At 60.8% G+C, this 24676-nt stretch carries 25 protein-coding genes and 1 tRNA gene; 13 read left to right on the top strand and 13 right to left on the bottom strand.

Features of this window, described 5'->3' with window-relative positions:
* Positions 1–238: 238 nt before the first annotated feature.
* Together NKI18_RS11455 and NKI18_RS11450 are read left to right on the top strand one after the other, a co-directional pair.
* Complete coding sequence (locus NKI18_RS11455; RefSeq protein WP_352571513.1) at positions 239–2008, top strand: glucan ABC transporter ATP-binding protein/ permease; 1770 nt, start codon at positions 239–241, stop codon at positions 2006–2008.
* A gap of 259 nt (positions 2009–2267) precedes the next feature.
* A complete protein-coding gene (locus NKI18_RS11450) occupies positions 2268–3020 on the top strand; it encodes a heme ABC transporter permease (RefSeq protein WP_023674426.1) in 753 nt (250 codons plus the stop codon).
* 245 nt (positions 3021–3265) lie between these two features.
* Here NKI18_RS11450 and NKI18_RS11445 read toward each other — a convergent pair whose 3' ends face one another.
* Entirely contained in the window at positions 3266–4324 is a 1059-nt protein-coding gene (locus tag NKI18_RS11445; protein ID WP_023674427.1) for a D-TA family PLP-dependent enzyme, read from the bottom strand.
* 246 nt (positions 4325–4570) lie between these two features.
* On the opposite strand from NKI18_RS11445, the gene NKI18_RS11440 reads away from it, so the two are divergent.
* Complete coding sequence (locus NKI18_RS11440; RefSeq protein ID WP_023674428.1) at positions 4571–5257, top strand: D-lyxose/D-mannose family sugar isomerase; 687 nt, start codon at positions 4571–4573, stop codon at positions 5255–5257.
* Between the two features lie 40 nt (positions 5258–5297).
* Here the strand turns inward: NKI18_RS11440 and NKI18_RS11435 are convergent, their stop codons facing one another.
* Genes NKI18_RS11435 through NKI18_RS11405 form a run of 7 tightly spaced genes read right to left on the bottom strand, consistent with a single transcriptional unit; the run spans position 5298 to position 11618 of the window.
* The gene (locus tag NKI18_RS11435; protein WP_352620998.1) at positions 5298–5648 is read right to left on the bottom strand and encodes a hypothetical protein; all 351 of its coding nucleotides are present in this window, start codon (positions 5646–5648) and stop codon (positions 5298–5300) included.
* A 19-nt stretch (positions 5649–5667) separates the two neighbouring features.
* On the bottom strand, positions 5668–6534 hold the full coding sequence (locus NKI18_RS11430; protein WP_023674430.1) for an RDD family protein: 867 nt from the start codon (positions 6532–6534) through the stop codon (positions 5668–5670).
* Complete coding sequence (locus tag NKI18_RS11425; protein WP_245274615.1) at positions 6521–7552, bottom strand: stage II sporulation protein M; 1032 nt, start codon at positions 7550–7552, stop codon at positions 6521–6523. Before NKI18_RS11425 ends, NKI18_RS11430 begins: the two co-directional genes overlap by 14 nt.
* Complete coding sequence (locus NKI18_RS11420) at positions 7549–8856, bottom strand: DUF58 domain-containing protein (RefSeq protein WP_352621001.1); 1308 nt, start codon at positions 8854–8856, stop codon at positions 7549–7551. Before NKI18_RS11420 ends, NKI18_RS11425 begins: the two co-directional genes overlap by 4 nt.
* Positions 8853–9809 (bottom strand): AAA family ATPase, encoded by a 957-nt coding sequence (locus NKI18_RS11415; RefSeq protein ID WP_352449246.1) that lies wholly within the window; start codon positions 9807–9809, stop codon positions 8853–8855. Before NKI18_RS11415 ends, NKI18_RS11420 begins: the two co-directional genes overlap by 4 nt.
* Entirely contained in the window at positions 9796–10995 is a 1200-nt protein-coding gene (locus NKI18_RS11410) for a DUF4350 domain-containing protein (protein WP_352621003.1), read from the bottom strand. Before NKI18_RS11410 ends, NKI18_RS11415 begins: the two co-directional genes overlap by 14 nt.
* Entirely contained in the window at positions 10992–11618 is a 627-nt protein-coding gene (locus NKI18_RS11405; RefSeq protein ID WP_352621005.1) for a DUF4129 domain-containing protein, read from the bottom strand. Before NKI18_RS11405 ends, NKI18_RS11410 begins: the two co-directional genes overlap by 4 nt.
* A gap of 151 nt (positions 11619–11769) precedes the next feature.
* Here NKI18_RS11405 and NKI18_RS11400 point away from each other — a divergent pair, with 151 nt between their 5' ends.
* Together NKI18_RS11400 and NKI18_RS11395 are read left to right on the top strand one after the other, a co-directional pair.
* Positions 11770–12552 carry a hypothetical protein gene (locus NKI18_RS11400; RefSeq protein WP_352516778.1) on the top strand — a complete coding sequence of 261 codons (783 nt, stop codon included), beginning with the start codon at positions 11770–11772 and terminating at the stop codon, positions 12550–12552.
* 154 nt (positions 12553–12706) lie between these two features.
* A complete protein-coding gene (locus tag NKI18_RS11395) occupies positions 12707–13492 on the top strand; it encodes a hypothetical protein (protein ID WP_352579802.1) in 786 nt (261 codons plus the stop codon).
* Positions 13493–13549: 57 nt separating this feature from the next.
* Here NKI18_RS11395 and NKI18_RS11390 read toward each other — a convergent pair whose 3' ends face one another.
* From NKI18_RS11390 to NKI18_RS11380, 3 genes are read right to left on the bottom strand one after another with little or no spacing between them, the layout of a single operon-like run.
* On the bottom strand, positions 13550–14329 hold the full coding sequence (locus NKI18_RS11390) for an N-formylglutamate amidohydrolase (RefSeq protein ID WP_352621007.1): 780 nt from the start codon (positions 14327–14329) through the stop codon (positions 13550–13552).
* Positions 14329–15642: a type I glutamate--ammonia ligase gene (locus tag NKI18_RS11385; protein ID WP_353019738.1), complete on the bottom strand. Its 1314-nt coding sequence runs from the start codon at positions 15640–15642 to the stop codon at positions 14329–14331. The genes NKI18_RS11390 and NKI18_RS11385 overlap by 1 nt, the downstream gene beginning before the upstream one ends.
* Positions 15639–16286, bottom strand: coding sequence for a cysteine hydrolase family protein (locus tag NKI18_RS11380; protein WP_352621011.1), 648 nt, complete (start codon positions 16284–16286; stop codon positions 15639–15641). Before NKI18_RS11380 ends, NKI18_RS11385 begins: the two co-directional genes overlap by 4 nt.
* A gap of 150 nt (positions 16287–16436) precedes the next feature.
* Here NKI18_RS11380 and NKI18_RS11375 point away from each other — a divergent pair, with 150 nt between their 5' ends.
* From NKI18_RS11375 to NKI18_RS11340, 8 genes are all read left to right on the top strand, one after another.
* Entirely contained in the window at positions 16437–17159 is a 723-nt protein-coding gene (locus NKI18_RS11375; RefSeq protein WP_352621013.1) for a LuxR family transcriptional regulator, read from the top strand.
* 83 nt (positions 17160–17242) lie between these two features.
* A complete protein-coding gene (locus NKI18_RS11370; protein WP_352621015.1) occupies positions 17243–17902 on the top strand; it encodes an acyl-homoserine-lactone synthase in 660 nt (219 codons plus the stop codon).
* 132 nt (positions 17903–18034) lie between these two features.
* Entirely contained in the window at positions 18035–19345 is a 1311-nt protein-coding gene (locus NKI18_RS11365; RefSeq protein ID WP_352621017.1) for a hypothetical protein, read from the top strand.
* A 9-nt stretch (positions 19346–19354) separates the two neighbouring features.
* Positions 19355–20197, top strand: coding sequence for a hypothetical protein (locus NKI18_RS11360; protein WP_352621019.1), 843 nt, complete (start codon positions 19355–19357; stop codon positions 20195–20197).
* Positions 20198–20204: 7 nt separating this feature from the next.
* Positions 20205–20681 (top strand): hypothetical protein, encoded by a 477-nt coding sequence (locus tag NKI18_RS11355; protein WP_352621021.1) that lies wholly within the window; start codon positions 20205–20207, stop codon positions 20679–20681.
* A 58-nt stretch (positions 20682–20739) separates the two neighbouring features.
* Positions 20740–21549: a hypothetical protein gene (locus NKI18_RS11350; RefSeq protein WP_352621023.1), complete on the top strand. Its 810-nt coding sequence runs from the start codon at positions 20740–20742 to the stop codon at positions 21547–21549.
* A complete protein-coding gene (locus NKI18_RS11345; protein ID WP_352621025.1) occupies positions 21479–22510 on the top strand; it encodes a hypothetical protein in 1032 nt (343 codons plus the stop codon). The genes NKI18_RS11350 and NKI18_RS11345 overlap by 71 nt, the downstream gene beginning before the upstream one ends.
* An 820-nt stretch (positions 22511–23330) precedes the next feature.
* Entirely contained in the window at positions 23331–23762 is a 432-nt protein-coding gene (locus NKI18_RS11340; RefSeq protein WP_352621027.1) for a YybH family protein, read from the top strand.
* A gap of 235 nt (positions 23763–23997) precedes the next feature.
* Here the strand turns inward: NKI18_RS11340 and NKI18_RS11335 are convergent.
* Together NKI18_RS11335 and NKI18_RS11330 are read right to left on the bottom strand one after the other, a co-directional pair.
* Positions 23998–24071: transfer RNA gene (locus NKI18_RS11335), tRNA-Gln, on the bottom strand.
* A 392-nt stretch (positions 24072–24463) separates the two neighbouring features.
* The coding region (locus NKI18_RS11330; RefSeq protein ID WP_353019734.1) for a transposase at positions 24464–24676 on the bottom strand (213 nt) is incomplete at its 5' end.

Here is a 24676-nt window from a genome sequence, read left to right as displayed (position 1 = left end):
GGGTCTTGCTGATTAAAATTGTGGCAGTGCTTTCCATCTGCCATGATTTTGCCGCAACGCTGACATTTCACCTTTTATCTCAAACTGTTAGACGATCACGGCAAATTTCGAAGCGTCGTCATCTTTTGTTCGCGGAATGGGAACGGAAGAGCTAGACGAGCATTGTTTTGCGACGCGTCAACCGATACGAGTCAAAAAATGACGCACTGCACCATAAATAATTGGCGGAGTAGCTGAAGTGTCACTTCTGCAAATCTACTGGCGAGCCCTTGGTTATCTCGCTGCCGACAGGAAACGCGTTGCGTTTATCTGCGGGGCGAATGTCGCGCTTGCCATTATCGCCATTCTCGAGCCGATCATGTTCGGCCGGGTGATCGATGCCATTTCGGACCGCGGCTCGGTATTCGCGACACTCGCAATGTGGGCCGGCCTCGGCGCGTTCAACATCATCGCCTTCGTGCTGGTGGCGCGCGGCGCCGACCGCTTTGCCCACCAGCGGCGCAGCGAGGTTCTTTGCCAGTCGTTCGAGCGCGTGATCACCATGCCGCTTGCCTGGCATCATCAGCGCGGCACCTCCAATTCCCTGCACACGCTCCTGCGCGCGGTCGAGACCTTGTTCAGCCTCTGGCTGGAATTCATGCGGCAGCATCTGTCGACCGCGGTTGCGTTGGTCCTGTTGGTGCCCACCGCGCTCAGCATGGATATCCGCATGTCGATGGTGCTGCTGGCGCTTGGCGCGCTCTATGTCGGCATCGGACGGCTGGTGATGCGGCGCACCAAGGAAGGCCAGGCGGCCGTGGAGCGGCACTACCACAAGGTATTTGCGCATGTGACCGACTCGGTCAGCAACGTCGCCGTCCTGCAAAGCTACAACCGCATCGGCCATGAGACCGAGGCGCTGAAGCGCTACGTCAAGAACCTGCTCGACGCACAGAATCCGGTGCTCGACTGGTGGGCGATGGCCAACGCGCTGCACCGCCTGTCGTCGACGATTTCGATGATGGTGGTGCTCTTGATTGGCGCCTATCTGGTGACGCACGGCCAGTTGCGCATCGGCGACGTCATCGCCTTTACCGGCTTTGCCACGCTGCTGATTGCCCGGCTCGACCAGATGTCGGCCTTCGCCAACCAGATTTCCGAGGCGCGCGCCAAGCTCGAGGAATTCTATCATCTCGAGGACTCTGCATCCGACGCCGCCGAGCCCGATGGGCTGCGCGAGCTCGTCAACGTCACCGGTCATGTGCGTTTCGAGAATGTCTGCTTCGAGTTCGGCAATTCCGGGCAGGGCGTCGACGACGCGTCGTTCGAGGTCCAGGCCGGCCAGACCGTCGCCATCGTCGGCCCGACGGGCGCCGGCAAGACGACGCTCATCAACCTTCTGCAGCGCGTCTTCACGCCGTCCGGCGGACGCATCCTGATCGACGGCATCGATACCCGCACGGTGACCCGCAAGTCGCTGCGCCATTCGATCGCCACCGTCTTCCAGGATGCCGGCCTGCTCAACCGCTCGATCGAGGACAACATCCGCGTCGGCCGCGCGGAGGCGAGCTATGACGAGGTCCATGCCGCGGCCAATGCCGCCGCCGCGCAGGATTTCATCCTGTCAAAGTGCGAGGGCTACGACACGGTCGTCGGCGAACGCGGCGGACAGCTGTCCGGTGGCGAGCGCCAGCGCATCGCGATCGCCCGCGCCGTGCTGAAGGACGCGCCCATCCTGGTTCTCGACGAGGCGACCAGCGCGCTCGACGTCGAGACGGAAGACCGCGTCAAGGACGCCATCGACGAATTGCGGCGCGGCCGCACCACCTTCATCATCGCCCACCGCCTGACCACCGTTCGCGACGCCGATCTGGTCGTGTTCATGGACAAGGGCCGGGTGGTCGAGATGGGCGGGTTCACCGAACTGTCGCTGCGCAACGGTCGCTTCGCCAGCCTGCTGCGCGCCGGCGGCCTGCTCAACGACGAGGAGGTCCGCCGCCTCAGCCGTCCGGTGAACGAAGCCGCCTGAGCAGCGCGGCTTGCCTTCTCCCCTTGCGGGAGAAGGTGGCCTCGCGAAGCGAGGTCGGATGAGGGGTGCTCCAGCTTGGCGCAAATCTTCATCCAAATCCAGACTTCGGCGCACGGCGATCATTGGCGCCTCACTCCGTCCAGCACCCCTCATCCGGCTCGACGCTACGCGCCGATCCACCTTCTCCCGCAAGGGGAGAAGGGAAGACGTACCGCCGCTGCGGTTGCCGCAACTCCGCCGGCGGTCTATGTAAAGCCGCATGAGCGATACGACTTCACGCCTCTCCGGCTGGATGGACCTTGCCAACCCGACGCGGTTCGTCGCGCTGGTCGACAAGGTGGTGCCGTGGTTGGCGAGCGTGGCCGCCATCGTCCTCGGCGTGGGTCTCTATATGAGCTTCACGGCGCCTGAGGACTTCCAGCAGGGCATCACCGTTCGCATCATGTATATCCACGTGCCTTTCGCCTGGCTTGCCATGATGTGCTACACGCTGATGGCGGTCTCGGCACTGGGCACGCTGGTCTGGCGCCATCCGCTGGCTGACGTGGCGCTGAAATCGGCGGCACCCATCGGCGCCGTCTTCACCGCCCTTGCACTGATCACCGGTTCGATCTGGGGCAAGCCGATGTGGGGCACCTGGTGGGTGTGGGACGCGCGGCTGACCTCGGTCTTCATACTGTTCCTGATGTATCTCGGCATCATCGCGCTGACCCGCGCGCTCGACGATGCCGGGCGCGCCGCCTGGGCCGCCGCCATCATCACCCTGGTCGGCTTCATCAACATTCCGATCATCAAATTTTCGGTCGACTGGTGGAACACGCTGCATCAGCCGGCGTCGGTGTTCCGGCTTGGCGGGCCGACCATCGATCCAAGCCTGTTGTGGCCGTTGCTGGTGATGGCACTCGGCTTCACAGTGCTGTTCTTCGCGCTGCATCTGATGGCGATGCGCACCGAGATCCGGCGCCGCCGCGTCATTTCGATGCGCCGGGTTGCCGCGAGGCAGGCTAACTGACCGCCGTCGAGTTCCTTCGCGCCCCCCTCTGGCCTGCCGGCCATCTCCCCCTCCAGGGGGGAGATTGAATGTCACGTATCGTTTCGCCAATCGCGAATGTTGAAAGAGAGGCGCTACCGGCGAAGCTACCGATCTCCCCCCTTGAGGGGGAGATGGCCGGCAGGCCAGAGGGGGGCGCTGTCCGGGCGCTGTCCCTCCAGCGTTTGAAGGATTTTGTACCTGAAGCGCACGCGCTCCAGCTGGACTCACCCCATCCGTCCTCGCGCCTTGACCGGGAGCGTCTCGATCACCTTGTCGCCTTCGATCAGATGCACCTCGTCGAACAGGTTGGTGACGACGCAGCAATGGTCGGGCACGACGCGCACGCGCTCGCCGATGCGAAGCTCGGCGCCGCCTGACAGCGTGACGTTGCCGTGCTCTTCGCTGAGGCTGGTCACCCTTGCGCCTGAAATGCCCAGCAGCTCGCCGAAATCGGCGAGCCCCAGCGTATCGCTGGACAGGGCCTTGCTGCCGGCGTCGAGGATGGCGCGTATCGGCGTTGGGTGGCTGACCACCGTCGACAGCACCGTCAGTGCGCAATCGTCGAGGCTGCCGACGCCTTTGGCGACCTGGTAGCGGTCGAGATAGATGTAGGTGCCGGGCCGGTATTCGGTAACGACGCTATGCTCGCCGGAACGCCACATATCGGGTGTGCCGCCGCTGGAGATGCGCTCGCAAGAAAGGCCGGCTGCGGCAAGTGCTTGCTGCGCATCGGCGAGCCACGCCTCGGTCTCGGCGGCGCGGCCAGCCCCCGGGTAGGTCATCAAGCCGCCGAAGACGAGCCCCCGGACCTTGTCGATCTCGCTCGCCAGCGCGACTGCCTCGCCGGCCGACTGCACACCGCAGCGGCCCATGCCGGTGTCGCATTCGACCAGCACCGGCAGGCGGTGGCCGGGATCGGTAAAGGTGGCGGCAAGTCCCATCAGCGTGTCCATGCTGTCCGTTGTCACCGACAGGGTTACGCGGCCGTGCAGCGCCTTGAGGCGCTCCAGCTTGGCCCGCCCGAGGATATTGTAGGGCAGAAAGATGTCGGTCAGTCCGGCGTCGGCCATGACCTCGGCCTCGCCGATCTTCTGGCAGGTGATGCCGACGGCGCCGGCCGCGATCTGCTTCTTTGCCCAGTAGGGCAGTTTGTGGGTCTTGATGTGCGGCCTGAGCTTCAGCCCGTGCCGGTCGGCATGGGCCTGCGCCCGCGCGATATTGGCTTCGGCGCGGCCGGCATCGATCAGGATCGCCGGCGTATCGAGGTCGTCTATGCTGCGCATGGTCTCACCATCCGAAAATTGGTTGACCTTATGGCCCTGATCGGACCGCATGTCATGGGGCCAGCGACAGCAGTTTGCATCGACACCGGATGGACGTTCGGCTATTGCGGTTTGAGCAATTCCAGGAAAAGTGTGAAACGGTTTTCCGTCCGGAATTGCGTCCAAAAAAAGATAGAACGGTTCATCGTTTCCGTGAAACGATGAACCGTTCTAGCGCTCGCAAAGCGACGGGAAGGAACCACGATCATGAAACGCTCCGCCATCAACGATATCATCCGCGACGCCGACGCCTTCATCCGCTCGTTCGGCTACATCATGCCGCCCTTCGCCTACTGGTCGCCGGAAGAGATGAAGGCGCGCCGGCAGGATTCGTCGGCAATCTTCTCGTCGCGGCTTGGCTGGGACATCACCGACTACGGCCAGGAGAAATTCGACGAGCTCGGCCTGTTCCTGTTCACCGTTCGCAACGGCCGCTACGAGGACATGAAGAAGGGCATGGGCATGCTTTATGCCGAAAAGATCATGATCTCGCGCAAGGATCAGCTGTCGCCGATGCACCGCCACAACATCAAGGCCGAGGACATCATCAACCGTGGCGGCGGCAAGCTGGTGCTGGAGCTGTTCATGCATGATCGCGATGGCGGCATCGATCCGAAGGCCGAAGTATCGGTGCCTGTCGACGGAACCATCCACAGACTACCTGCGGGTGGGCTCCTGAAGCTCGACCCAGGCCAGAGCGTCACTTTGCTGCCGGGTGTCTGGCATGCCTTCTGGGCCGAGGGCAAGGACGTGCTGATCGGCGAGGTCTCGACCGTCAACGACGATCTCACCGACAACGTCTTCCGCGAGCCGATCGGCCGCTTCGCGGACATCGACGAGGACACAGCACCGCTGCACCTGCTGGTATCCGATTATGAGAAGTGGGTGGGGTAGGGGAGGAGGTGGCGCTGGTTGGAAATGCCGGAACCGATAGCTAGGAGTCCCAATTCAGCTGCTGAAAAAATGTCCGAATACCGATTGTGCTGTCACTGAATTCGCTCGTGCTGTGCAGTGAAAAAACGATATCCACCGTGGGCGGCGCTTCTATTCTCGCTATTATTAGGCGCACTCCGTCATCCAGGATCTCAACGCCCGTTTCTCGTTTCCAATTTCCTCCCACTTGCTGAAGTCGGGGGGAGGAATCGTCGAATTGCTCTCGCATCGATTCGTCGTTTGGAAAGGGAGTGTCGGTGAGGCTGCTGAATTCTTCCCAGGACCCAGACACTGCTGCCTGAATTGCGCGCTCAATTCGGGATTTTTCGGTCTCGCTAATTTTGACTTGCATCGCCTTCGGTCTCTCCGCCCTACCGCGCATGCTTGTCGGCCCTGCGGTTGCCCAGCAGCAGCTTGCGCTCGAGATGCGCCCGCAATTCCCCGTAATACACCGTCAGGAACGGGCGTGCGTCATGGGCTTGGGGTGCCGCGCCGATCTTGCGTCCGATCGTTTCGGCCACCGTCCGCAGGGCGAAATAGTCGTCGCGGCGCAGCACCTCCTCCAGCTTGTGGAGTTCGGCAATCCCGTAGGCATCGAGTTGGGCGTGGCTGAACCGGAAGGCGCCGGCCGCCGGATCCTGCCGTGCCGACAGGTCTTCAAGCAAGGCGCGCTTCGGCGCCTCGACCACCCAGGTCCCCGCCAACAGGTCGCCGATCCGCATGCGGTCTCGATTGAACAGCGGGAACAAGGCAAACAACAGCGTCCACACCAGTCCGAACACCGTCGTCAGCGTGTCGGCGAGGTCGGTCCCGCTGCGTCCAACGATGATCGACAGCGGCAGGAACACCTCGATCTCGCGCATCAGGTTGCGGGCGATGACCTGGTCGATCGACAGGCCGTCTCCGCTGCGCGACGCGACCCGGATGCCGACGATCCGCTTGCCGGGCGTAGCCGCGCGCCGGCCCGCTTCGAAAACGATGAAGTAGGCGTTGCGCAGAAAGAAGATCAGGATGATCCAGACTACGAAGAGCGGCTGAAATCCCTCGCTGCCAAGGCCTCCCACCCCGAACAGCGCGACGATCGTGATCACGATTGCAGCCACGGCGATGAACACGATGTCGAGCAGGAAGGCGGAGGCCCGCGTGCCGGCGTCAGCAAGCCTAATCCGGAGATCGACGCCTTCGGGCGTGATCAGCGGCCGTATAGCCGCGAAGGCGGCGCGTTTAACGATCGCCATGCCGCACCGCCCGGAACAGGTAGAAATAACCGATCCACAGCACCAGCATGCCACCGCCAATGCCGTAGCGCGTGACGTCGCTGGTGATGGTCTGCCTGCCAATGCCCTCGAGCAGCCCGGCAAACAGCAGCATGACTGAGACCCCGACCATGGCGTTCGCGGCGATGCGTCCGGCGCGAGCCGCTGCCGCCATGCGTGTCAATTCGCCGGGAAAGGCGATGCTGGTGCCGATGCGCATGCCGGCCGCGCCGGCCAAAGCGATCGCGAACAATTCGCTGGTGCCGTGGATGGCCAGCCAACCGCCGAGCTCCATGCCAAGCCCCTTGGACCAATAGACTTGGAACAACGCCCCGATCATGCAGCCGTTGAACAGCATCAGCAGCACCGTCGGCACCGCGAAGGCGAAGCCAAGGGCGAAGGCCAGGATTGCGACCTGGACGTTGTGCGTGAACAGATAGGCGGCAAAGCCTGAGAGAAAGCCATTGTCGCCATCATAAAGCATGCCTCGCAGCAGTTCGGCCGAGGTGTCGGGGCCACGGCCTCCTGCCAGGCCGGGCGGGATGATCGCGCCGAACCAGCTCTTGTCGGATGCCACCAGCCAGGCGCCTGCACCAATGCCGATCACCATCAGCGCGACCGACGCCAATGTCTCGCGCCACAGGTCGCGAATGGCTTCGGGCCAGTCATGCAGGAAGAAATCGGCGAGGCGCTGCCGCAGCCCGCGGCGCGCGCCGTAGAGATAGAAATAACCGCGCAGGGACAGCGCTTCGAGATAGCCGACCAGCGCATTATCGAGCGAGGTCGCGCGCGCCACCGACAGGGAAGACAGCGCCGATCGATAAAGCAGCGGCAGCGACAGCAGCTCCTCTTCGGAAAGCGTCCGCGGCGCACGCTTCTCGACACGCGCCAGCAGCGCCTCGAATGCTTTCCAGTCGGCCTCGCGCTCGCGGCGGAAGCTGGCTAGCGACTGGCGTACCGCGTCGCCGCGCATCGCATTGCCGCGTACCGGCGCCGTCACAGCAAATCCTCCTGCTTGAACTGCAGATAGCGCTCGACCAGCGCCGGACCGAGCCGGTTGTGGTCGGCTTCGATCACATGCGCCCCGAGCAGGCGCAGCCGGCCGATGACGACCTGCCTTTCGCGCAAGAGCCCTCCGGCAACGACCGCGCGGGCAACATCCTCGCCGGAGCGTGGCGGCAGGTCGGCCAGGCCCTCCAGTTCGGTGTCCTTCATCATCATGAACAGCACGAGATGCCGTTCGGTGAGCCGGCCCACGGTGCGCAGCATCAATTCCGCACTGATCGGATCGACGAAATCGGTGAAGATGATGACCAGCGAGCGGCGGTCGAGCCGCGCCGCCAGCGTCGTCAATGCCAGCGTGAAATTGGTCTCCTCGCTGGAGTAGTCGATCTCGGCGGCCCGTTTCTGGATCATCGCAAAGCTGGCGGGGCCGCGCACCGCGCCGCTCGAAACGCGCGGCCTTGCATCGAAGCCGAACAGGCTGACCATGTCACCGCCCTTCAGCGCAATGAATGCCGACAGCAGGGCGGCCGTCACCGCCCGGTCCACCTTCGGCACACCGTCGACCGGCTCGCACATCAGGCGTCCGCTATCGATGGCCAGCACGATGTTGTTGTTCTCCTCGATGCGGAACTCGCGCGCCAACAGCTTGCCGTGGCGGGCGCTGCGCTTCCAGTCGATCATCCGCCGGCCCATGCCCGGCTGGTAATCCTTGAGCGCGTCGAACTCGCGGCCTTGACCGGCGCGGCGCTGCGCATGGCCTTCGGCAAGCGCCGCATGTTGCAGCAGCGTGATCGCCTCGCCGCGAGCGCTGCTGACGTCGGGCAGCACCGCAACCTTGCTTTCCACCGGCAGGACGACCTGGTTCCAGACCAGCCCGAATGGCCCGCGCCAGCGCACCCAGAGACGGTCGAAGCTGGCGACGCCGCGCCGCAGCGCCTGGAAGCGGAGGAAGAGCGACCCGCCTCCGGCGGTTGGCAGCAAGGCGCCGCCGCTGCTGTCCACCGGCGCCAGACGCCCATCGTGGCCGACGCGAGCCTCCGCGGCGCGCGGCCCCGAGTGACGGGCGGTGATTTGCACGCCGAATTCCCCACCAACACCGACCTGCTGCGGCGCATCGATGCTGGCACTCAGCGATGCCCGTCCGCGTCCGGCCGCGGCATCCACCGCCAGGAAGGCAAGCAGCAGGCAACTCCACAGCAATCCCAGATACCAGAACGACGGCAATGCCAGCGCGACCAGGAAGGCCGGGACCGCGCCGGCCGCAGCTGCCCATACCGCTCGGCCGCTGGGATAGATCAACGTGGTGCTTCCGTCTGGTCGACCAGGTCGGAGACGATCTGCTCGACCAGCCGGCCATCGATCTGTGCGGCAGGCGAAAGGATGACGCGATGACGCAGCGCCGGCACCGCCAGCGCCTTGACGTCGTCGGGGATCACATAGGCGCGTCCGTCCAGCGCCGCCCGGGCACGCGCCGCCCGCGCCAGCATGGCGCCGGCGCGCGGACTGGCCCCGACCTCCAGATCGGCATTTTCGCGCGTAGCCCGAACCAGCGCCGCTATGTAGCCGACGACATCGTCGACAAGGGTGACGGAGCCGACGACTTCAAGGGCCTCCTGCAGCGTTTCGCGATCCGTCTGCGCCTCGATGCCATATTGCGCGATGTCGTGCGAGGCGGAGCCGCCGCCATGATGGACGATGATGGCTCGTTCTTCCTCGGGGCCGGGATAGCTGACGCGGTGCTTGAACAGGAAGCGGTCGAGCTGCGCCTCCGGCAGCGGATAGACGCCCTGGTGCTCGATCGGATTCTGGGTCGCGACGACCATGAAATTGCGGCCGAGCGAATGCGTGGTGCCGTCGAAGGTGACCGCATGTTCCTGCATCGCCTCGAGCAGTGCGGCCTGCGTCTTGGGCGGCGTGCGGTTGATTTCGTCGGCAAGCAGGAGATCGCAGAAGATCGGGCCGCGCGTCAGCGTGAACTGCCCGGTCTGGAAGTTGTAGATGTTCGACCCGACGATATCGCCGGGCATCAGGTCCGGCGTGAACTGGATCCGCCCGTAGGCGATCCCAAGCGCCTGGGCGAAGCAGCGCGCCGTCATTGTCTTGGCCGTGCCCGGAGGACCTTCCAGCAGGATATGCCCGCCCGCAAACAAGGCGGTCAGCATCAGGTCGACCGTATCGTGCTGCCCGGTGATCGCCTTGGCCACTTCTTCCCTGATCCGTGTCGCCAGGGCCTTCACATCATCGACGTTCACCGAGCCTCCTTGCCGTCCAGTCATGCAGCCGTTCTGCTGCCTGTTGCATCTGCGTCAGATTCTTCGCCTCGCCGGCCGCTTGCGAGCGCGTCGTGAAGCCGCCAGCTTGCTCCTTATCGCGAGAGTCGAGCCAGTGGTCGAGCGCTTTGCCTTGCAACCCTTGCGGTGCGCCGAGCAGCGCGCCGGCGCGCACCCGCATCAAGGCCGCATAGCGGCCTCCCAGCTCGTCCAGCCGGCCGGCACGCCGCATGAGCATCGCCGTCGTATCGACCAGCGCACGCTTGCCGAAGGCGATCGCGCGCTGGTCGATACGCGGCGGGCCAAACCGGCCAAGGCCATGCAGGAACGCCAGCGCCGCAGCGATCAGGATCGTCAGTGTCAGCGCCAGGAACGGCGGCTCGACCAGAAGCTTGGCCAGATCATACTTCCGCCCCGCGCCGTGCAGCGTCAGATCGAACATCACCGGGCCGTCGTCGGGCTGGAGCAAGGCAATCAGCCCGAGCGCGGCTGCTGCCTTTTCGGGATCCTTGAGGGCGGCGTTGTTGATCAGGTCGGGGTCAGTCAGGATATAGAACGGCTTGTCGTCTAGTTCGGTAAGCACAGCCTTGTCATTGCCGGCTGCGATGAGAGGGTACTTGTCGGCCACCCACTGCAATTCTTCGGGTGCGGCAACCATGTTGCCTTCGATGTCGAGTTGCTTTGCCGTGCTGTGGCCGGCACCGATCTTCGCATCGGCGATGCGGCCAAGCCATTCGTTCACCACCGAACCGGGCAATCGCCCGAATTTCATGTTCCAGCCTTCATGCCCCTGCAGCGGCAGGATCTGCCATTTGGGCAGCACGAAGAGTGTGTTCTGGTCCTGGCGAAGTTTCAGGATGTGGTCGAGCGCTTCCGGATCGCTGTCGGACGAAATGGTGACGATCAGCAGCATGTCGGTGCCGAGATCGTCCTCGGTCCGCGCCATCAAGGGCGCTTCGCCGGTGAGCCGCAGCCATTCCGCCAGGCCGGCGTAGCCGACGCCGCTTTTCGACAGCGGCGTGGCGCCGCCATTGCCGGGTTGCCGGAAATCGGGAGCATAGGTGGACAGCAGGAAGAAACCGGCTGCCGCAAGGAGGCTGGCGAAAATCCCCCAAAACAGTGTCTTTCGATTGAACGGCTCCTGTGCCTCGACCGCCGGTGCACTCACGTCCAGGCATCCCGGAAGGCGAAACGTTCGTAGGCGCCGCGCGCCTGCCGCCAGCCTTCCGCGCCGACCGGCCGGCGCGCGAACAGCGCCGCCTCGACAATGCGGGCGATCTCGGTAAACGCATGGCGCGCCCTTCCCGGCAGGGAAGGGGCATTGGCGATGTCGCGCGCGGTGAGCGACGGGCGCAGGAAGTCCGGCAGCCGGCCGGCAATATCGGCGACGCTGCGCCGAAGCAAAAGGTGAACCGCCTCGTCATAGTCGCCGCGTGCGGCCAGCCCATCCGCTTGCGACAACAGGATCTGCGCGGCGCCGGCGTCTGGGCGCCATGCTTCTTCGTCTTCGACTTCGGGTCGAGCGCGCTGCCACGGCAGCCGCCAGGCGATGCCTTTCACCTCAAGGAAGACCAAAAGCAGGATGATTGCGACGCCCGATATCACCGCCCCCCAGAACAGATAGATCATGTAGGGACCGAGCCACGACAAAAAATCCTGCAGCGGTTTCAGCCACTCGGGCGGCTTCGGCGGCACATAGGCCGGCAGGTCGAACTGGATCGACTCATCGGCGATCAGCTGCTTGTGCAGATTGGTCAGCCGTTCGGCTTCCGCTGTGCCTGGCTGTGCCACCGCCACCCGCTCCCCCTGCAACCTGTGGTTCCCTGCCGACACTGACAATGCAGAACAAGAATTGCAAGTGGGCTGGACGCCCACCGTTAATCTTGGCAGAATTACTATTAGGGCGCCGTGATACTGTTACGGCGAAACACGGGGGGAAATCATGGCTTCAACGACACTGGAACGGCCTGAGAAATTCGAGATCGGCAGGGTGTTCAACAACAGCTTCGCCGTGATCGGCCGCAACATCGGCTTGTGCCTTGGGCTCGCGCTGCTGTTTTCAGGCTTGCCGGCGATTATTCTTCGGCTGTGGAGCCAACCGCAAATAGATGCGGTTCTGCAGGGCGACCCCGGCGCCGCGGCCGATCCCTCGATGATGTTTCGGAATTCATGGTTTACGATTATTGCGGGATTGCTATCCTTCGTTTTCGCGCTGCTGCTCCAGTCGGCGCTGGTGCGGGCGACGATCGAGGACTTGAACGGCAAGCGGCCGACCTTTGGCGACTGCATTCAGATAGCCATCCGCAATTTGCTGCCGACCCTCGGTATTGGCCTGCTCGTCGGCCTGGGTGCGGGCCTGGCGTCGATAGCTTTGCTGGTTCCCGGCATCATCTTATGGCTCGGATGGTGCGTGGCGGTGCCGGTTCTGATCCAGGAGCGGCTTGGCGTGTTCGGTTCGATGTCGCGTAGCCGTGTCCTGACCAAGGGCAACCGCTGGCCGCTATTTGGCCTCTTCTTGATCCTGATGGTCATCGCGATGGTCATCCAGTGGGTGATGCTGGCAGTCATCGTCATGTTTGGCGGGATCATTGCCGATGTGGCGGCAGCCTTGGTGTCGACCGTACTGTCGATGGTGCTGTCGGTCGCCACGGCGGTCAGCTATGTCGAGCTGCGTCAGGTCAAGGAAGGCACCAGCGTCGAAGAACTGTCGCAAATCTTCTCGTAGCAAAGTCGCGCGGCTGCACCACGTCGGGACCGGCCTGAACATCAGGCGGGCCCGGCGAGCCGCGACAGCCGTTCGCCATGCTGCCGCCGGCGGGTCAATGTCGGCCAACACCGGGTCGCAATGACGGACCGGTCAAAACAGGTAGAGGTATATCGTGGCGTCAATAACGCTGGACCAGCCCAACAAATTTCGCATCGGCAGGGTTTTCGGCGCCAGTTTTGCGGTCATCGGCCGCAACCCCATGCTTTGCCTCGGACTTGCATTGCTGTTTTCGGGTTTCCCGACCCTTGTTTATGAGCTTTGGATGCAGGTGCCGCAGGCCGGCGTCGCCCGAGGGGATCCTGATGCCGCCCTCGGCGGCCTCCGCATGATGTCTCGTGATTCTCTGATTACGTTCGGCGTCGTGTTGATGTCCTTTGTCCTGGATCTGTTGCTTCAGTCTGCGCTGGTCCGGGCGACTATCGAGGATCTGAACGGCAAGCAGCCATCCATTGCCGACTGCATCAAGATAGCGATCGGCTGTTTTCTGCCAACGCTCGGCGTCGGGCTGCTGGTCGTCCTGGGCGCAGGATTGGGCTTGATCCTGCTCGTCATTCCCGGAATCATATTGTGGCTCCGGTGGCTGGTAGCGGTGCCGGTTCTGGTACAGGAACGGGTCGGCGTGTCTGGCTCCATGGCGCGCAGCGGTGAACTTACCAAAGGCAGCCGCTGGGCACTGTTCGGCCTGTTCTTCGTTCTGATCGTGGCCTCGGTGGCCATTCAGTTGGCACTTGAAAGTGCTGTCGAACCGTTGGGCGGCATAGTGCGAGCTGTAGTGGCGACTTTGGTGTCGACGATATCGTCAATGGTGACGTCGATTGCCACCGCGGTCAGCTATGTCGAGCTGCGTCAGGTCAAGGAAGGCACCAGCGTCGAAGAACTGTCGCAAATCTTCTCCTGAGGACGGTGGCCAGGCCGACCGTAGGCTCTCGCTTTGCGCTCACTCGGCCGAGCTCTTTCACGACTCCTTAGTCAGCTGTGCCGGCAATGCTGTGGCCAGCCGCTTCGCCCATTCCTCGATGCCGGAGCGGCCCGCCAGCAGGTCCTGCCTGATCTCGATGAGGACGGCGGGAATGCCGCGATCGTCGCCATGGACGGGTATGGCATAGTCGCCGTCACGGCTGATCACGTAGGGCTCGTTTGCCGCGGCGTTGAGTGCACTGTCGGCGCGCAGGCCGGCAAGCACTGCCTGGCCGAAATCGACTGCCCGATCGTAAAGCACGCCGGCGTGCCAGGGCCGCGCAATGCCGAGAAAGACCGGCGTGAAGGAGTGGATCGTCGCGATCCGCGTCGGTCTGCCCTGCTTCGCCCGGTCGTCGAGATGGGCGGCCACGCGGTCATGAAACGGCGCGAACATGACTTCGGCACGCCGGCTTCGTTCCTCCGGATCGAGGCCGACATTGCCGGGGATGTCCGTGTCCTCCGATTGCACCGGAATGCTGCCGCTGGAACCAAGCGGCCGGTTGAGATCGATCAAAAGCCGCGAATAGGAGCTGAGGAAAGCCGGAGCATCGAGCAGCTTCGACAGGGCGCGGGTCACTTCGGCGGCGCCGATGTCCCAGGCGATATGGCGCTGCAAATGGCTGCTGTCGAGACCGAGCCGCGCATACTCGGCCGGGATGTGATTGGACGCGTGCTCGCATATCAGAACGATATCGGAACGCCCCGTTTCGTTGATTGCTTCGACCGCTGGAAGCCGACCTTCCGGTAGGATGGCGTTAGCAAGCGGCTCAGCCATCAATACAGCGTCCGGTAGAGATCGCAGACCGCCACTGGGTCGAAACCGGCGAGGCGCTCGGTCTCATGCCGCTTGAGGCCGACAAAGGTCTCGACGAACACCGGCGCGAACCATCCGGTGACGGTCTTGTCGGCAACGAGCGCGTCGAGTGCCGCAGGCAGCGTTTCCGGCAGCCGCACGAGGCCAAGCTTCTTGCGCTCGGAACCGCTCATCTGCGTCGGGTCGCCCGAGACAAGCGGCGGCGCCGGCAGCTTGGCCTTCAGCCCCTCCAGCCCGGCGCGCACGATCGCCGCCAGCGACAAATAGGGATTGCCGGTGGCGTCGGCTGCCCGGTATTCGATATTGTACTGCCGCGCCGGATCGCGCCCGCCGATCGTTGTCGTCGGGCAGATGCGCAGGCTCGCCTCGCGGTCGCGATCGGCAAGCCAGGTGTAGGACGAGCTCCAGCTATGCGGCTTCAGCCGGTAGTAGGACGACACACTCGCCGCCGTCATGGCGGTGGTCGCGGGCAGGTGACACAGCACGCCGGCGCAGTACGAAGCGGCCTGGCTGGAAAGGCCGCCAGGCTGGGCCGGATCGTAGGTCGCCGGGTTGCCGGCCTCGTCGACGAAACTGAAATGGATGTGGACGCCGTTGCCGACGGCATCCGGCGCGATCTTGGGCGCGAAGCTGGCCCGCCAGCCGGCACATCGCGCGACTTCGCGCGTGATCTCGCGGATGGCGACCGCGCGATCGGCCGCGGCGAGCGCATCGGCCGGCTCGCACGTCACCTCGAACTGGTCGGTGCCGAATTCGGCGATCACCACTTCGGGCGCGACGCCGGCTTCCGCCAGCGCCGCCATCAGATTGGCGGCAAACGGGTCGGCGCGGCGCAGTGCTGCCAACGACATCGAATGAGCCGGCCCAAAGTCGCCCTCGATATGGAATTCATGCTCGAACGCGGCGATGACGGAAAGCCCGGCCGCTGCCTTCAACTCCGCCAGCGCATCCTTGAGCATGGTCCGCGTGCAGCCGACCCACGGGCTGCCGTCGAGTTCGACGATGTTGGCGGCGACCATATCGAAGGGCGTCGCCGATCCGGTCAGCGCCGTGCGAAACCGCGCGTTGAGATCGGGAATGAGCCGCACATCGCCCGACGAGCCCCACGGATTGGGGTCGACGATCGAGTTGAACGGCGTCAGCGACAGGTTGGCCTGCAGCCAGCCGACGCCGGTCGCGGCGATCTTCTGCAGCCTGCTTTCGACGACCGAGCGGCCGCGCGTGATCGCCGACAGGTCGGTGGTGACGACGGCAACGAGCGGTTCGACGGTCATGCAGCTTTTCCCAAGGCTTCGAAACGGCCCGTAACGGTGGCGGTATCAGCGACCCAGCAATAGCCACCGAAAGCCTCGAGCGCGCCGTCATGATGCTCCTGCGAGGCGGCGGCGCAGGCATCGGATACGCAGGTGACGAGATAGCCGCGATCGGCGGCATCGCGCACCGCCATGTCGACGCACTGGTCGGTCATGATGCCTACGACGATCAGATAACGCACGCCGAGGTTCTTCAGGACATAGTCGATGTTGGTCGAGTTGAAGACGCCCGACGACGTCTTCGGCAGCATGATCTCGTCGCCGACCGGCGCCAGCGACGGCACCGGCAGTCCGTCCGGCCGGCTCGGCGCGATATGGATCGGCGTCAGCTTATGGTCGAGCGAGCGGTCGCGGCCGTCTTCGGTCAGGCTCTGGATGATCGTATGGATCACCTCGACGCCGTTGGCGCGCGCCGCCGCCAGCAGGCGCTCCTGGTTGGGGATCGTTTGCGACGCCGTCTGCCGGTAGAAATAGTGGTCGGGACCGCGCTCCGGATGCGCCGGATCGGCACCCGGCTCCAGCCAGACGCGCTGCATGTCGACCAGCAGCAGCGCGGTTTCGCCGGCCCGGAACGGCTCGTTTCGTTTCGGCAATGATGGCGCCATGCTTGGGGGTCCTGTGTCGCTGATCACGTCTGGCTGATTTAGCTGATTTTGGTCCACGCGTCCTGCGTGGCGCACGCACTTATTGGGATATTCGAAGTCACTAATCTAAGGTAAGCTTTGTTTTCGGGCGTGGAGACGGGGGTCTCTGTCATGATCGATTCAGACGTGTTCGACTTTGTCGAACGCTGCAGGAAGCACACAGCTACCGGGCCGCTGCTGAGCGACCTGCTCGAAACCGTGCGAAATCTCGGCTTCGAGCACCTGATCCTGAGCGGGGTGCCGCTCGGTGGCCAGAAGCTTGCACCGATGGTCGAACTGAATGGCTGGCCGGCCGGCTGGTTCGAGCGCTATGTCGAGGCCGAGCATGCGGCGGTTGATGGTGTTTGCATCTACTCGGCAAAGACCTTGAAGCCGTTCCTTTGGTCCGAAGTCCCGGCAAAGTGGTCGGATACGGAGGGCTCACGACGCGTCGCCGGCGAGGCGACGGAGTTCGGCATCTGTAGCGGCTTCGCCGTGCCGATGCTCAGCGTTCATCACTGGCAGTCCGTGCTGTCGTTCGCCTCTTCCGCGAAGGCCTGCACCCTGTCGCCGCGCCATCAGGTGCAACTGGTGACGATGGCGGTCTATGCCGGCATGTCGATCCAGGCATTGTCGAATGACGATGATGACCATGAAGGCGTGCTGACCGACCGGGAAAAAGAGGTGCTCTTGTGGGCCGCGGCCGGCAAGACCTCGTCCGAAACCTCGCAGATCCTTGGCCTGACCGAGCGCACGGTCAAATGGCATTCGACAAGAGCCAGGGAAGCTTTTGGCGTCGGCACGACCACGCAAGCGGTCGTCGAGGCGGTGCGCCGGCGCCTGATCCACCCCTAAACGCGTCAACTGTCCCATCGGACAGGTGACGTATATTAGCGCGACTGCGAGTATCCCTGCGAGAACGGTCGGGGGATCGCGCCATGATAACGGCCCACGTAGTCAATGCGCATAACAAGCATCTCTACGAAAACGAATTCGACGAGTTTCTGCGCCGCCGGCACGATTTCTTCGTGCACCAGAAACATTGGCGCCCTCCGAGCCCGGACGGTCGCGAGCTGGACCAATTCGATACCGACGCGGCGACTTACCTGCTTGGTATTGAAGATGGTCGCGTGGTGACCTCGGCTCGATTGATCCCAACGAGCGAGCCGCACATGGTCTCGGAGGTTTTTTCTCACATGTGCGAAAAATCGGGCGTCCCCAGACGTCCCGATTGGGCCGAATGGACGCGCACATTCGTCGTTCCCGACAAACGCACTGCCGGACTGAGGGGCACGCTGACGCAGCTGTGCTGTGCCGTGATGGAATACGCGCTCGACGAGGGCCTCAGTGCAGTCGGCGGCATCCAGGAAACCTACTTCATGCCGCACCACGGTGCGCTCAAATGGCGGGCCGAGCCGATGGGCATGGCCAGGGAAGAAAACGGCGAGTGGTACATCGTCGCCTATATCGAGGTGAATGAGGCGGCGCTGGCCAGTGTGCGCAAGATACTTGGGATTGATCGCTCGTTGTTGGCGCGAAGAGAGCCTCAACTGCCCTTTATCGAAAGGAATAGGAGCCTGCGCCGCGTATCTGCCTAACGACGATTACAGTCGATGTTCATAGAAATACCTCTAGCAAGTTGGTGGCGAACCGACTGAAAACTGCCGTCACGCGCACCGCTGTTCGCGCAATATTTGGGCTGCAAGCCAACACAAGAAATGGAGGGGATCATGAAAACAGTATTCCATAGAGTCCTTGTCGTTCTCACAGCGATCACGCTTGCGCTTCCAATGAACACCTCATCGTTCGCCCAGGACCAGGCGCCTCCAGCTTCTGAAGAAGCGGTGGCATTTAGTCGGCTTTCCGCACTAGTGTTGGGTGCCGCTGATCGAGATGGTATTTCAGAAGACGATAAAGCTAAACTAGAAGCAGACATCGCAGCAATACAAGAGATCTATAAGAAACCCGAAAGGAATGAAGCCGACAAAAAGACGCTGCGTGAGTTACTTAGCCGAGTAACTCCTCACATAACTTCGCTTGTCGCAGCTTACAAGGCCGACACTTTCACAATCGGACAAGGTGAGATTGAAGGCTTTACGCAGGCTGAGCTTGAAAAAATACGGAGCGTCTGCGGGGGCGCTCTTGAGGCAGTGCTGAAGGCGGTGCAGTCGCAGGACCAAGGCGCCTCATTCGCCGAAGAAAATGGTGCGAGAGCAGAAGAATGCCGATTGCTCGTTTTAAACGCAACAGAAATACTGAACAAGCAACTGGCGGCTCTTTCTAAAGCTGAACAGGATATTGTCACTGAGATCAATGAACTTGAGCGTCAGTATCAGGTCGCCGAGACTCCCGAAAAAAAGCAAGAGATCAGAAGCAAAATTCAGGAGAAGGAAGCGGAGCTGAAGGAGACGCGTGAGAAGAAGAAGCGCGTTGAGGAAGTCAAGGGGAAGGTCGATTGGGGAAAGATACTGGCAGGGGTTGCACTGTTCGTAGCCGGTGTCGTGGTTGCCGTTTATGGCGACCCCAATACAGGTGTCGCAATGATGACGGCCGGCGGAAAACTGGCGGAAGAAGGGGGCAATCCTAAGACGGACAAGCGCGAAGTGGTTGACGAAACCGTTAAGAAACAGCGGGAAGGTCTAGAAACGGGCAAACCTCACGACACCGCTAAGGCAGCGCCGATTTTGGATGAGTACAAGGCGGCTGGCTATGAGGTCCTCTCGGCCAGCAACGCAGGCAACTTCATGGTTTTTCGAGACCCGTCTGACAAAGCGTGGATCGTTCTCCAGATCGATCCGCGATCGCAGGTGGAAAGGATTGCTCCTGCAATCGCAACAGTTCAACCTAGCGGCCCGCCTTTGAAGGGGCTTGAGGAGTTAACAGAGATCCAAGTCCGAACGCTGGATCTTGCAAACGGTGTCTCCCTAACCTTTGGTGCCAAGCTTAATGGAGCGCCGGTGTCCGGGGGTTTAGTGGAGCAAGGCGTGGGATCCAAGAATTACTCCCTGACGCTGGATGCGGAATACAAGGCAGAGAAGTGAGTAAGAACGGTGGAGCGCAAGAAGTTCAACGTAGCGTCTCTTTCCGAACTCTTCGTTCTCTTGGCCATCGTTTTTATGGTTCAAACCATAGTAAACGTGGCCGTGAGTGAAGTTAGTAGGGACTCACCGGATGTTCCGCTGACCGTTGTAACGCTCAACCAATACGCAGTTGGGGGTGATGCAACCGACCATCTACGCTACATTCGAATAGGTGACTCGGTCCTGGTTTTCGCGTTTGCAAATGAGAGAGCGTGTAGTCTTGTAGCTTTTGGCAATGGTGGTCCTAAGAGTCAGTTGAGAGCAAGTGGATGTGTCGGCCTTCCCGTACCCCAACCAATGTTCAATGTTGGATTTGGGGAGGAGGACAAAGACGCGATTCGACTTTTTGAGAACAACATCTTTCTCATGTATAAAGTACGACTTCAAATTAGACGCGAATTGGGATCGCAAACCAAGATAACAATGACCTTCGATCCCAAAGTGTCGAGCTCCGAACTTAGTATTCACGTAGGCATTTGCGTGTGCAACAAAGAAGGGGAGGATAAAGATGTCGTCCCACCACAAGAATGGAAGCTTGGATTAAGCCGTTTCCTGAAGCCCCATCCGATGTTTTTGCAGGTGCTTACGTTTCGCAATGGCGTAAGGAAAACCACCGCGTTCTTCTACAGCCACAAAGACGATTTTGTTAAGGATGCTAAGGGAGTGTTCCGGCCTCGCATTGCGTCAGCAGCAAAGTACGCTTTCCGAAGCGAGGACTGCACTGTCAAGAGCCCCAACGTTCGCGAAGAATTCATAAGAGACTTACAGATCCACTGGCCAGAGGTTGCTCAGGGGGCAGTTGGCGATGTATAGGCGGCAGATGAAGTCGGGACTTATGGTCCTTGTGGATCTGTTCTCACTTCTGACCATGGCCATGTTCAGCGTCTTTGTGATTACAGCTGACGTCAAGACATCCGAGACGAACAATGCTGACGGCCTTACGATTGTGGAAATCTCTCTGACGCCAATCAACGAGCAAGCTGATGCTGTTTCTATAGCAGAAATGATGGAACTTGGCGTCCGTCTTGTGGACTCCGCGGGCGATCTAGTCCGACCGGAGAGCCGGGCGCTCAGGGTGGAAACTGTTGTGGTCCCGGACGGTGCAATCGTAACCATGGAGGGTATCACCACCGACCTTGGCCTGCGAGTTGACATAAAACGAATCAAATCCCCTGTGGCCTTCTTGTCCAATTACAACGTTAGAATTGTGCAGGTGTTAGGGGGCTCAGGGAACGGCATATCCTTTGACAACGTACAACTGGGGGGCTGGACTGTTGCAGCGCTTAAACTTGGCTAGTCTCGCCGCCGCTTTGGCAGTCCCGTTGCTCTTTGCCCCACTGTTGGCATCTCACGCCATGACTCAGTCAGAAGCTGACGAGACTATCAGGAAGAATCGCGCGATTGAAAGGTCATCCTATCGCGGTGCCAATATTCGTTCTTGGCTTCTTACACCAGACGGAAAGTGGATCATTCTAGTTCCTCAGGCTGATGGCTTCGCCTTCTTCGTCAACGTCCAGCAGAAGGCATCTTGCATCGTGTTCTTTGGTTCAGCCAAGAGCGAGCTATATGGACGGGTTACTCAGTACGACGGGTCGATCCAGTTGTCGCAAGGCATCGATCCTGATTTGAATGGCCTGCTGCTTCAAGCCCTCTCGATCAACACCTCGCCGCAAGGCTGCCTCGTTCGCTTGTTCCCGTGCGATGAAACAATCGCCATAGCATACTCGACGGCCCCGGAACCTGGCCGAGCAGAGGTCTCGGTGCTGCGTGCCAACGGTCCTCCGGTGCCCGCCTCGCTATCAATCGAGAGCACTGAGCGCTACCTCGAAGCGGTTGAGAGTGGTCTATGCTCGGTCGTTAAATCGGGCGCCACTAACATTTTGAAAGCGTCTGCCTCTCGTTCGGTTTTCCGAGCGCAGGATGGGACTGTTAAGTGGATGTTGTGGGACCAAACCTGCAACATCATCCTTCCGCTTGCAACTCCCGAACTGATAAATCGCCGCATTGCAGCAGCAGGTCTAACAATTGGTGTCAGCCTCGCAAGTTATGAGGGAATCGCTGACGGTCTCATAGACAACCATGGTGGGGTGCCCAATGAAACTTTACAAATCGATCTTGGTAGCATTGCAACAGCCGAAGGGCTCCCGCTGGCGACATGTCAGTAACGTCATCGACACGGACGAAGCTACGTTCACAATTGCCCCCTTCTTAGTTCTGGTCGCCTTGGCGGTCGCCATTGTTTCATACGGATACCTCTCTCGACTCGGTGCTGAGTACGATTTCACTAACGAAATTCAGAGCGGCGAATCAAAATACCGACAGTTTGAAAAATTCGCGTTCCTCACGGAGCCAAGCGGTGCCAGCCTGGGAAACGCTATTACCCTATACTACAAGAATTCTCCCCTCTTCACAGCAAAGCTTGGAGCAGACAGGACGGGAGTAAACCTGCGCTGGCAGTATCATTTTTCCTTATGGGAACGCATTGAGCAATCTGACAGCCCAGAGAAGCGGGCCGGCAAGCGCTCCGTGATCAGTTCCGCAGGGTCTTACCTTTGGGTTCCCTACGTTGATAATATAACATTAGAGATCCCTGAAGGAACGCTCCCCCCTGCCTTAGAAAGTATTATGCGCTATGCTGAAAATGTGAGCGGCAACCAATTCGACGACGGGGAAGAGCGAGCAGCCATAGCAATCATGGAGGAGTACTTTCTAAAGGACTCCGGCCTGAGGAACGCATACGTTCGAGTCCTAAACGACGCGTTCTGGAGCGGCGATATTCAATTTTTGACCCTTCTTGCGTTTCTCGTGTTTTTCCTCTTCACCCTTGTCACACTACTTTCTAATCGGTTGGTCATGCCAGCTAACTATCTAATGGAGTCACTGCCTTATCTTGGTTTTTTCGGAACGCTGGTGGGAATGGCTCAGGCCCTCAAAATCCTAGGTACAGCAAATCTGAGCGATGGGCTAGCAAAGGCCATTAGTTTGGGCCCAATCGGAAGCCAGATGGGACTTGCAATCGAAACGACAAAATTTGCACTTGTGTTTTATCTGTTGGCGGGGCTGACAAACCACGTGATCGATGTGGTTGCAAAAAGATTCCGGAAAACGGCTGGGGTAACGATATGAGAGTCGCGGGGTCGCTCTCACGTACGGAATCCAATTGCGCGGCGATTTGCCTCGTTGCGCGATTGGGGCACTCAATGACCTTGAGAGCGACACGGGCAAACCATCCTGGATCCTTCGATCTGGCCGTCGGAGGGTCGTGTCCCATCAGGTGGTGTCGCTCGGGAGTTACGAAGCCGCTCGCGAGCGCGCCGTTTAGTCTAGTGGCGCTGTAGCAAGTGAGCGACGTATACGGGGTGGTTGTTGACGCCATCCATTTCGGATGACCACCGATGCCGAGGACATGATAAACCTGAGCAGCTCGTGGAAAAGACCCCGGACGCTTTCTCGTGGGAAAGATGAACGGCTTTTGTCGCGCGGCCTTCAGGCAACCTTTTAGTTTCCTGCAGAAGCAGCAACGGCTTAGCAGCGGAAGAAGCTCGTAGGGCCACTTTATCCACAGGGATTACGGTGACAATGCACTATTTCTTTTCGCCGCCTGCCTCGTTTTCCGGGTTTCACGGCTTTGCGGATTTGCCCGGCGATGCTCGGCCCACGGGTGCATCGATAACCGCGACATCGGCGACGCGGCAATACTCGATGAGCAATTCTTGTGGAACCATAGTCTTCGGACGTGAAATCACTTTGGCTCGCCCGTGCGGTGCTGGGGATGCGACGGACCGGCAACGCCGGCAAGGTGCACCATGCGCCGGGGGCGACATGGTAAAAAGTGCACTCACCGTAATTCTGATCTATACTCCGGACACCAGCCCGAACGGCAAGGTGAAGGGCGGATGAAGCGCTTGATAGAGTTCTCTTTTTAGTTTCATGGGGCGATGTTAAGATGTTAGCCTCCGACCTGACGAAATTTATCGAGCAGGATCATCTGGCTCTGGATGCCTTCGTAAAGGGCGATCCTGAGCCCTTGAAAAACCTCTACTCGCGACAGGACGACGTCATTATTGCCAATCCCTTTGGCCCGCCGGCGAAGGGATGGAGAAAGGCCGCTGAGATCATGGAACGGGCCGCCACCAATTACCGGCACGGCAAGGCCATCGGCTTTGAGCGCATCTCGGAGTATGCGACAGCCGATTTGGGATACATCATCGAGGTCGAGCGGTTCCAATCCAAGGTCGGTGGTGGCAACAAGCTGGTGCCGATTGCGCTTCGAGTCACCACCATATTCCGGCGCGAGGAAGGCACGTGGAGGATCGTCCTTCGTCATGCCGATCCGATAACCTCGGCACGCCCGCCGACGTCCATTGTCGGGAAGTAGAAGGGTTGCCCGAGAGGTTTTAGGAATTACGGTGACGGTGCACTAATTTCTTTTCGCCGCCTGCCTCGTTTTCCGGGTTTCACGGCTTTGCCGATTTGCCCGATCTCGGTCCCAAGGGGTGCATCAAAATCGTAACATCGGCGACGCGGCAATACTGGAGAGGGCGACACGGGAAAAAGTGCACTGTCACCGTAATTGGAGGAGCGGATTCGGTAGCTAAGTAATTGAAATTGCTTGGCTGGGGAACCTGGATTCGAACCAGGACTAACGGAGTCAGAGTCCGTGGGTCTACCGTTAACCTATTCCCCAGCAGGCGCTTGTCGCGCAGGGTGGGCCGCCAGGCAGCCGCGCGGCCCTTGTAGCCGCCGCCGGAAAATAGTCAACCCTGCCATAGGCATTTCAATCGGCACACGATTGCTGCAGGTTTTTAATTCGCCTCCCATCCGTACACATTTCGGGGCGAGACAGTGAAATCATTGGATCGCTGCGCGCTTCGGCTACTGTAACGGCAGGGATCCTAGGGTCTCCGCTACGTCGCTTCGCTCCTGCTCCGCCCTAGGATGACGAACGGAGTGTTATTTCGGCCAATCTCCAGGATTGTGACTTGCGCCAGTTTCCAGACATTTGCGACTGTCCCAGTGCCAATTTCCAACAGCTGCGATTAGCCAAAAGCCAACACGCCCTCGTCATCCTAGAGCCTTTCACGTTTTGATGGAAGCGTAGCCGGCGTTTGCGAAGTAGTTGTTGCATTCGGTTGCCTCGATCGTTTCAACGAGGTGGCCGATGTGGCGCCAAGTGTCCTCGACGGTATGTTTCTGAGCTTGGCGCATCCAGTGTTTGATTTTGGCAAAGGCCTGCTCGATCGGATTGAGGTCTGGGGAGTAGGGCGGTAGGTACCAAAGCCTGGCGCCGGC

This window comes from Mesorhizobium sp. M0800, assembly GCF_040320095.1.
Classification (GTDB): domain Bacteria; phylum Pseudomonadota; class Alphaproteobacteria; order Rhizobiales; family Rhizobiaceae; genus Mesorhizobium.
The sequence above is the reverse complement of the archived record's forward strand: the minus strand, read 5'-3'. Positions and strand labels throughout refer to the sequence as shown.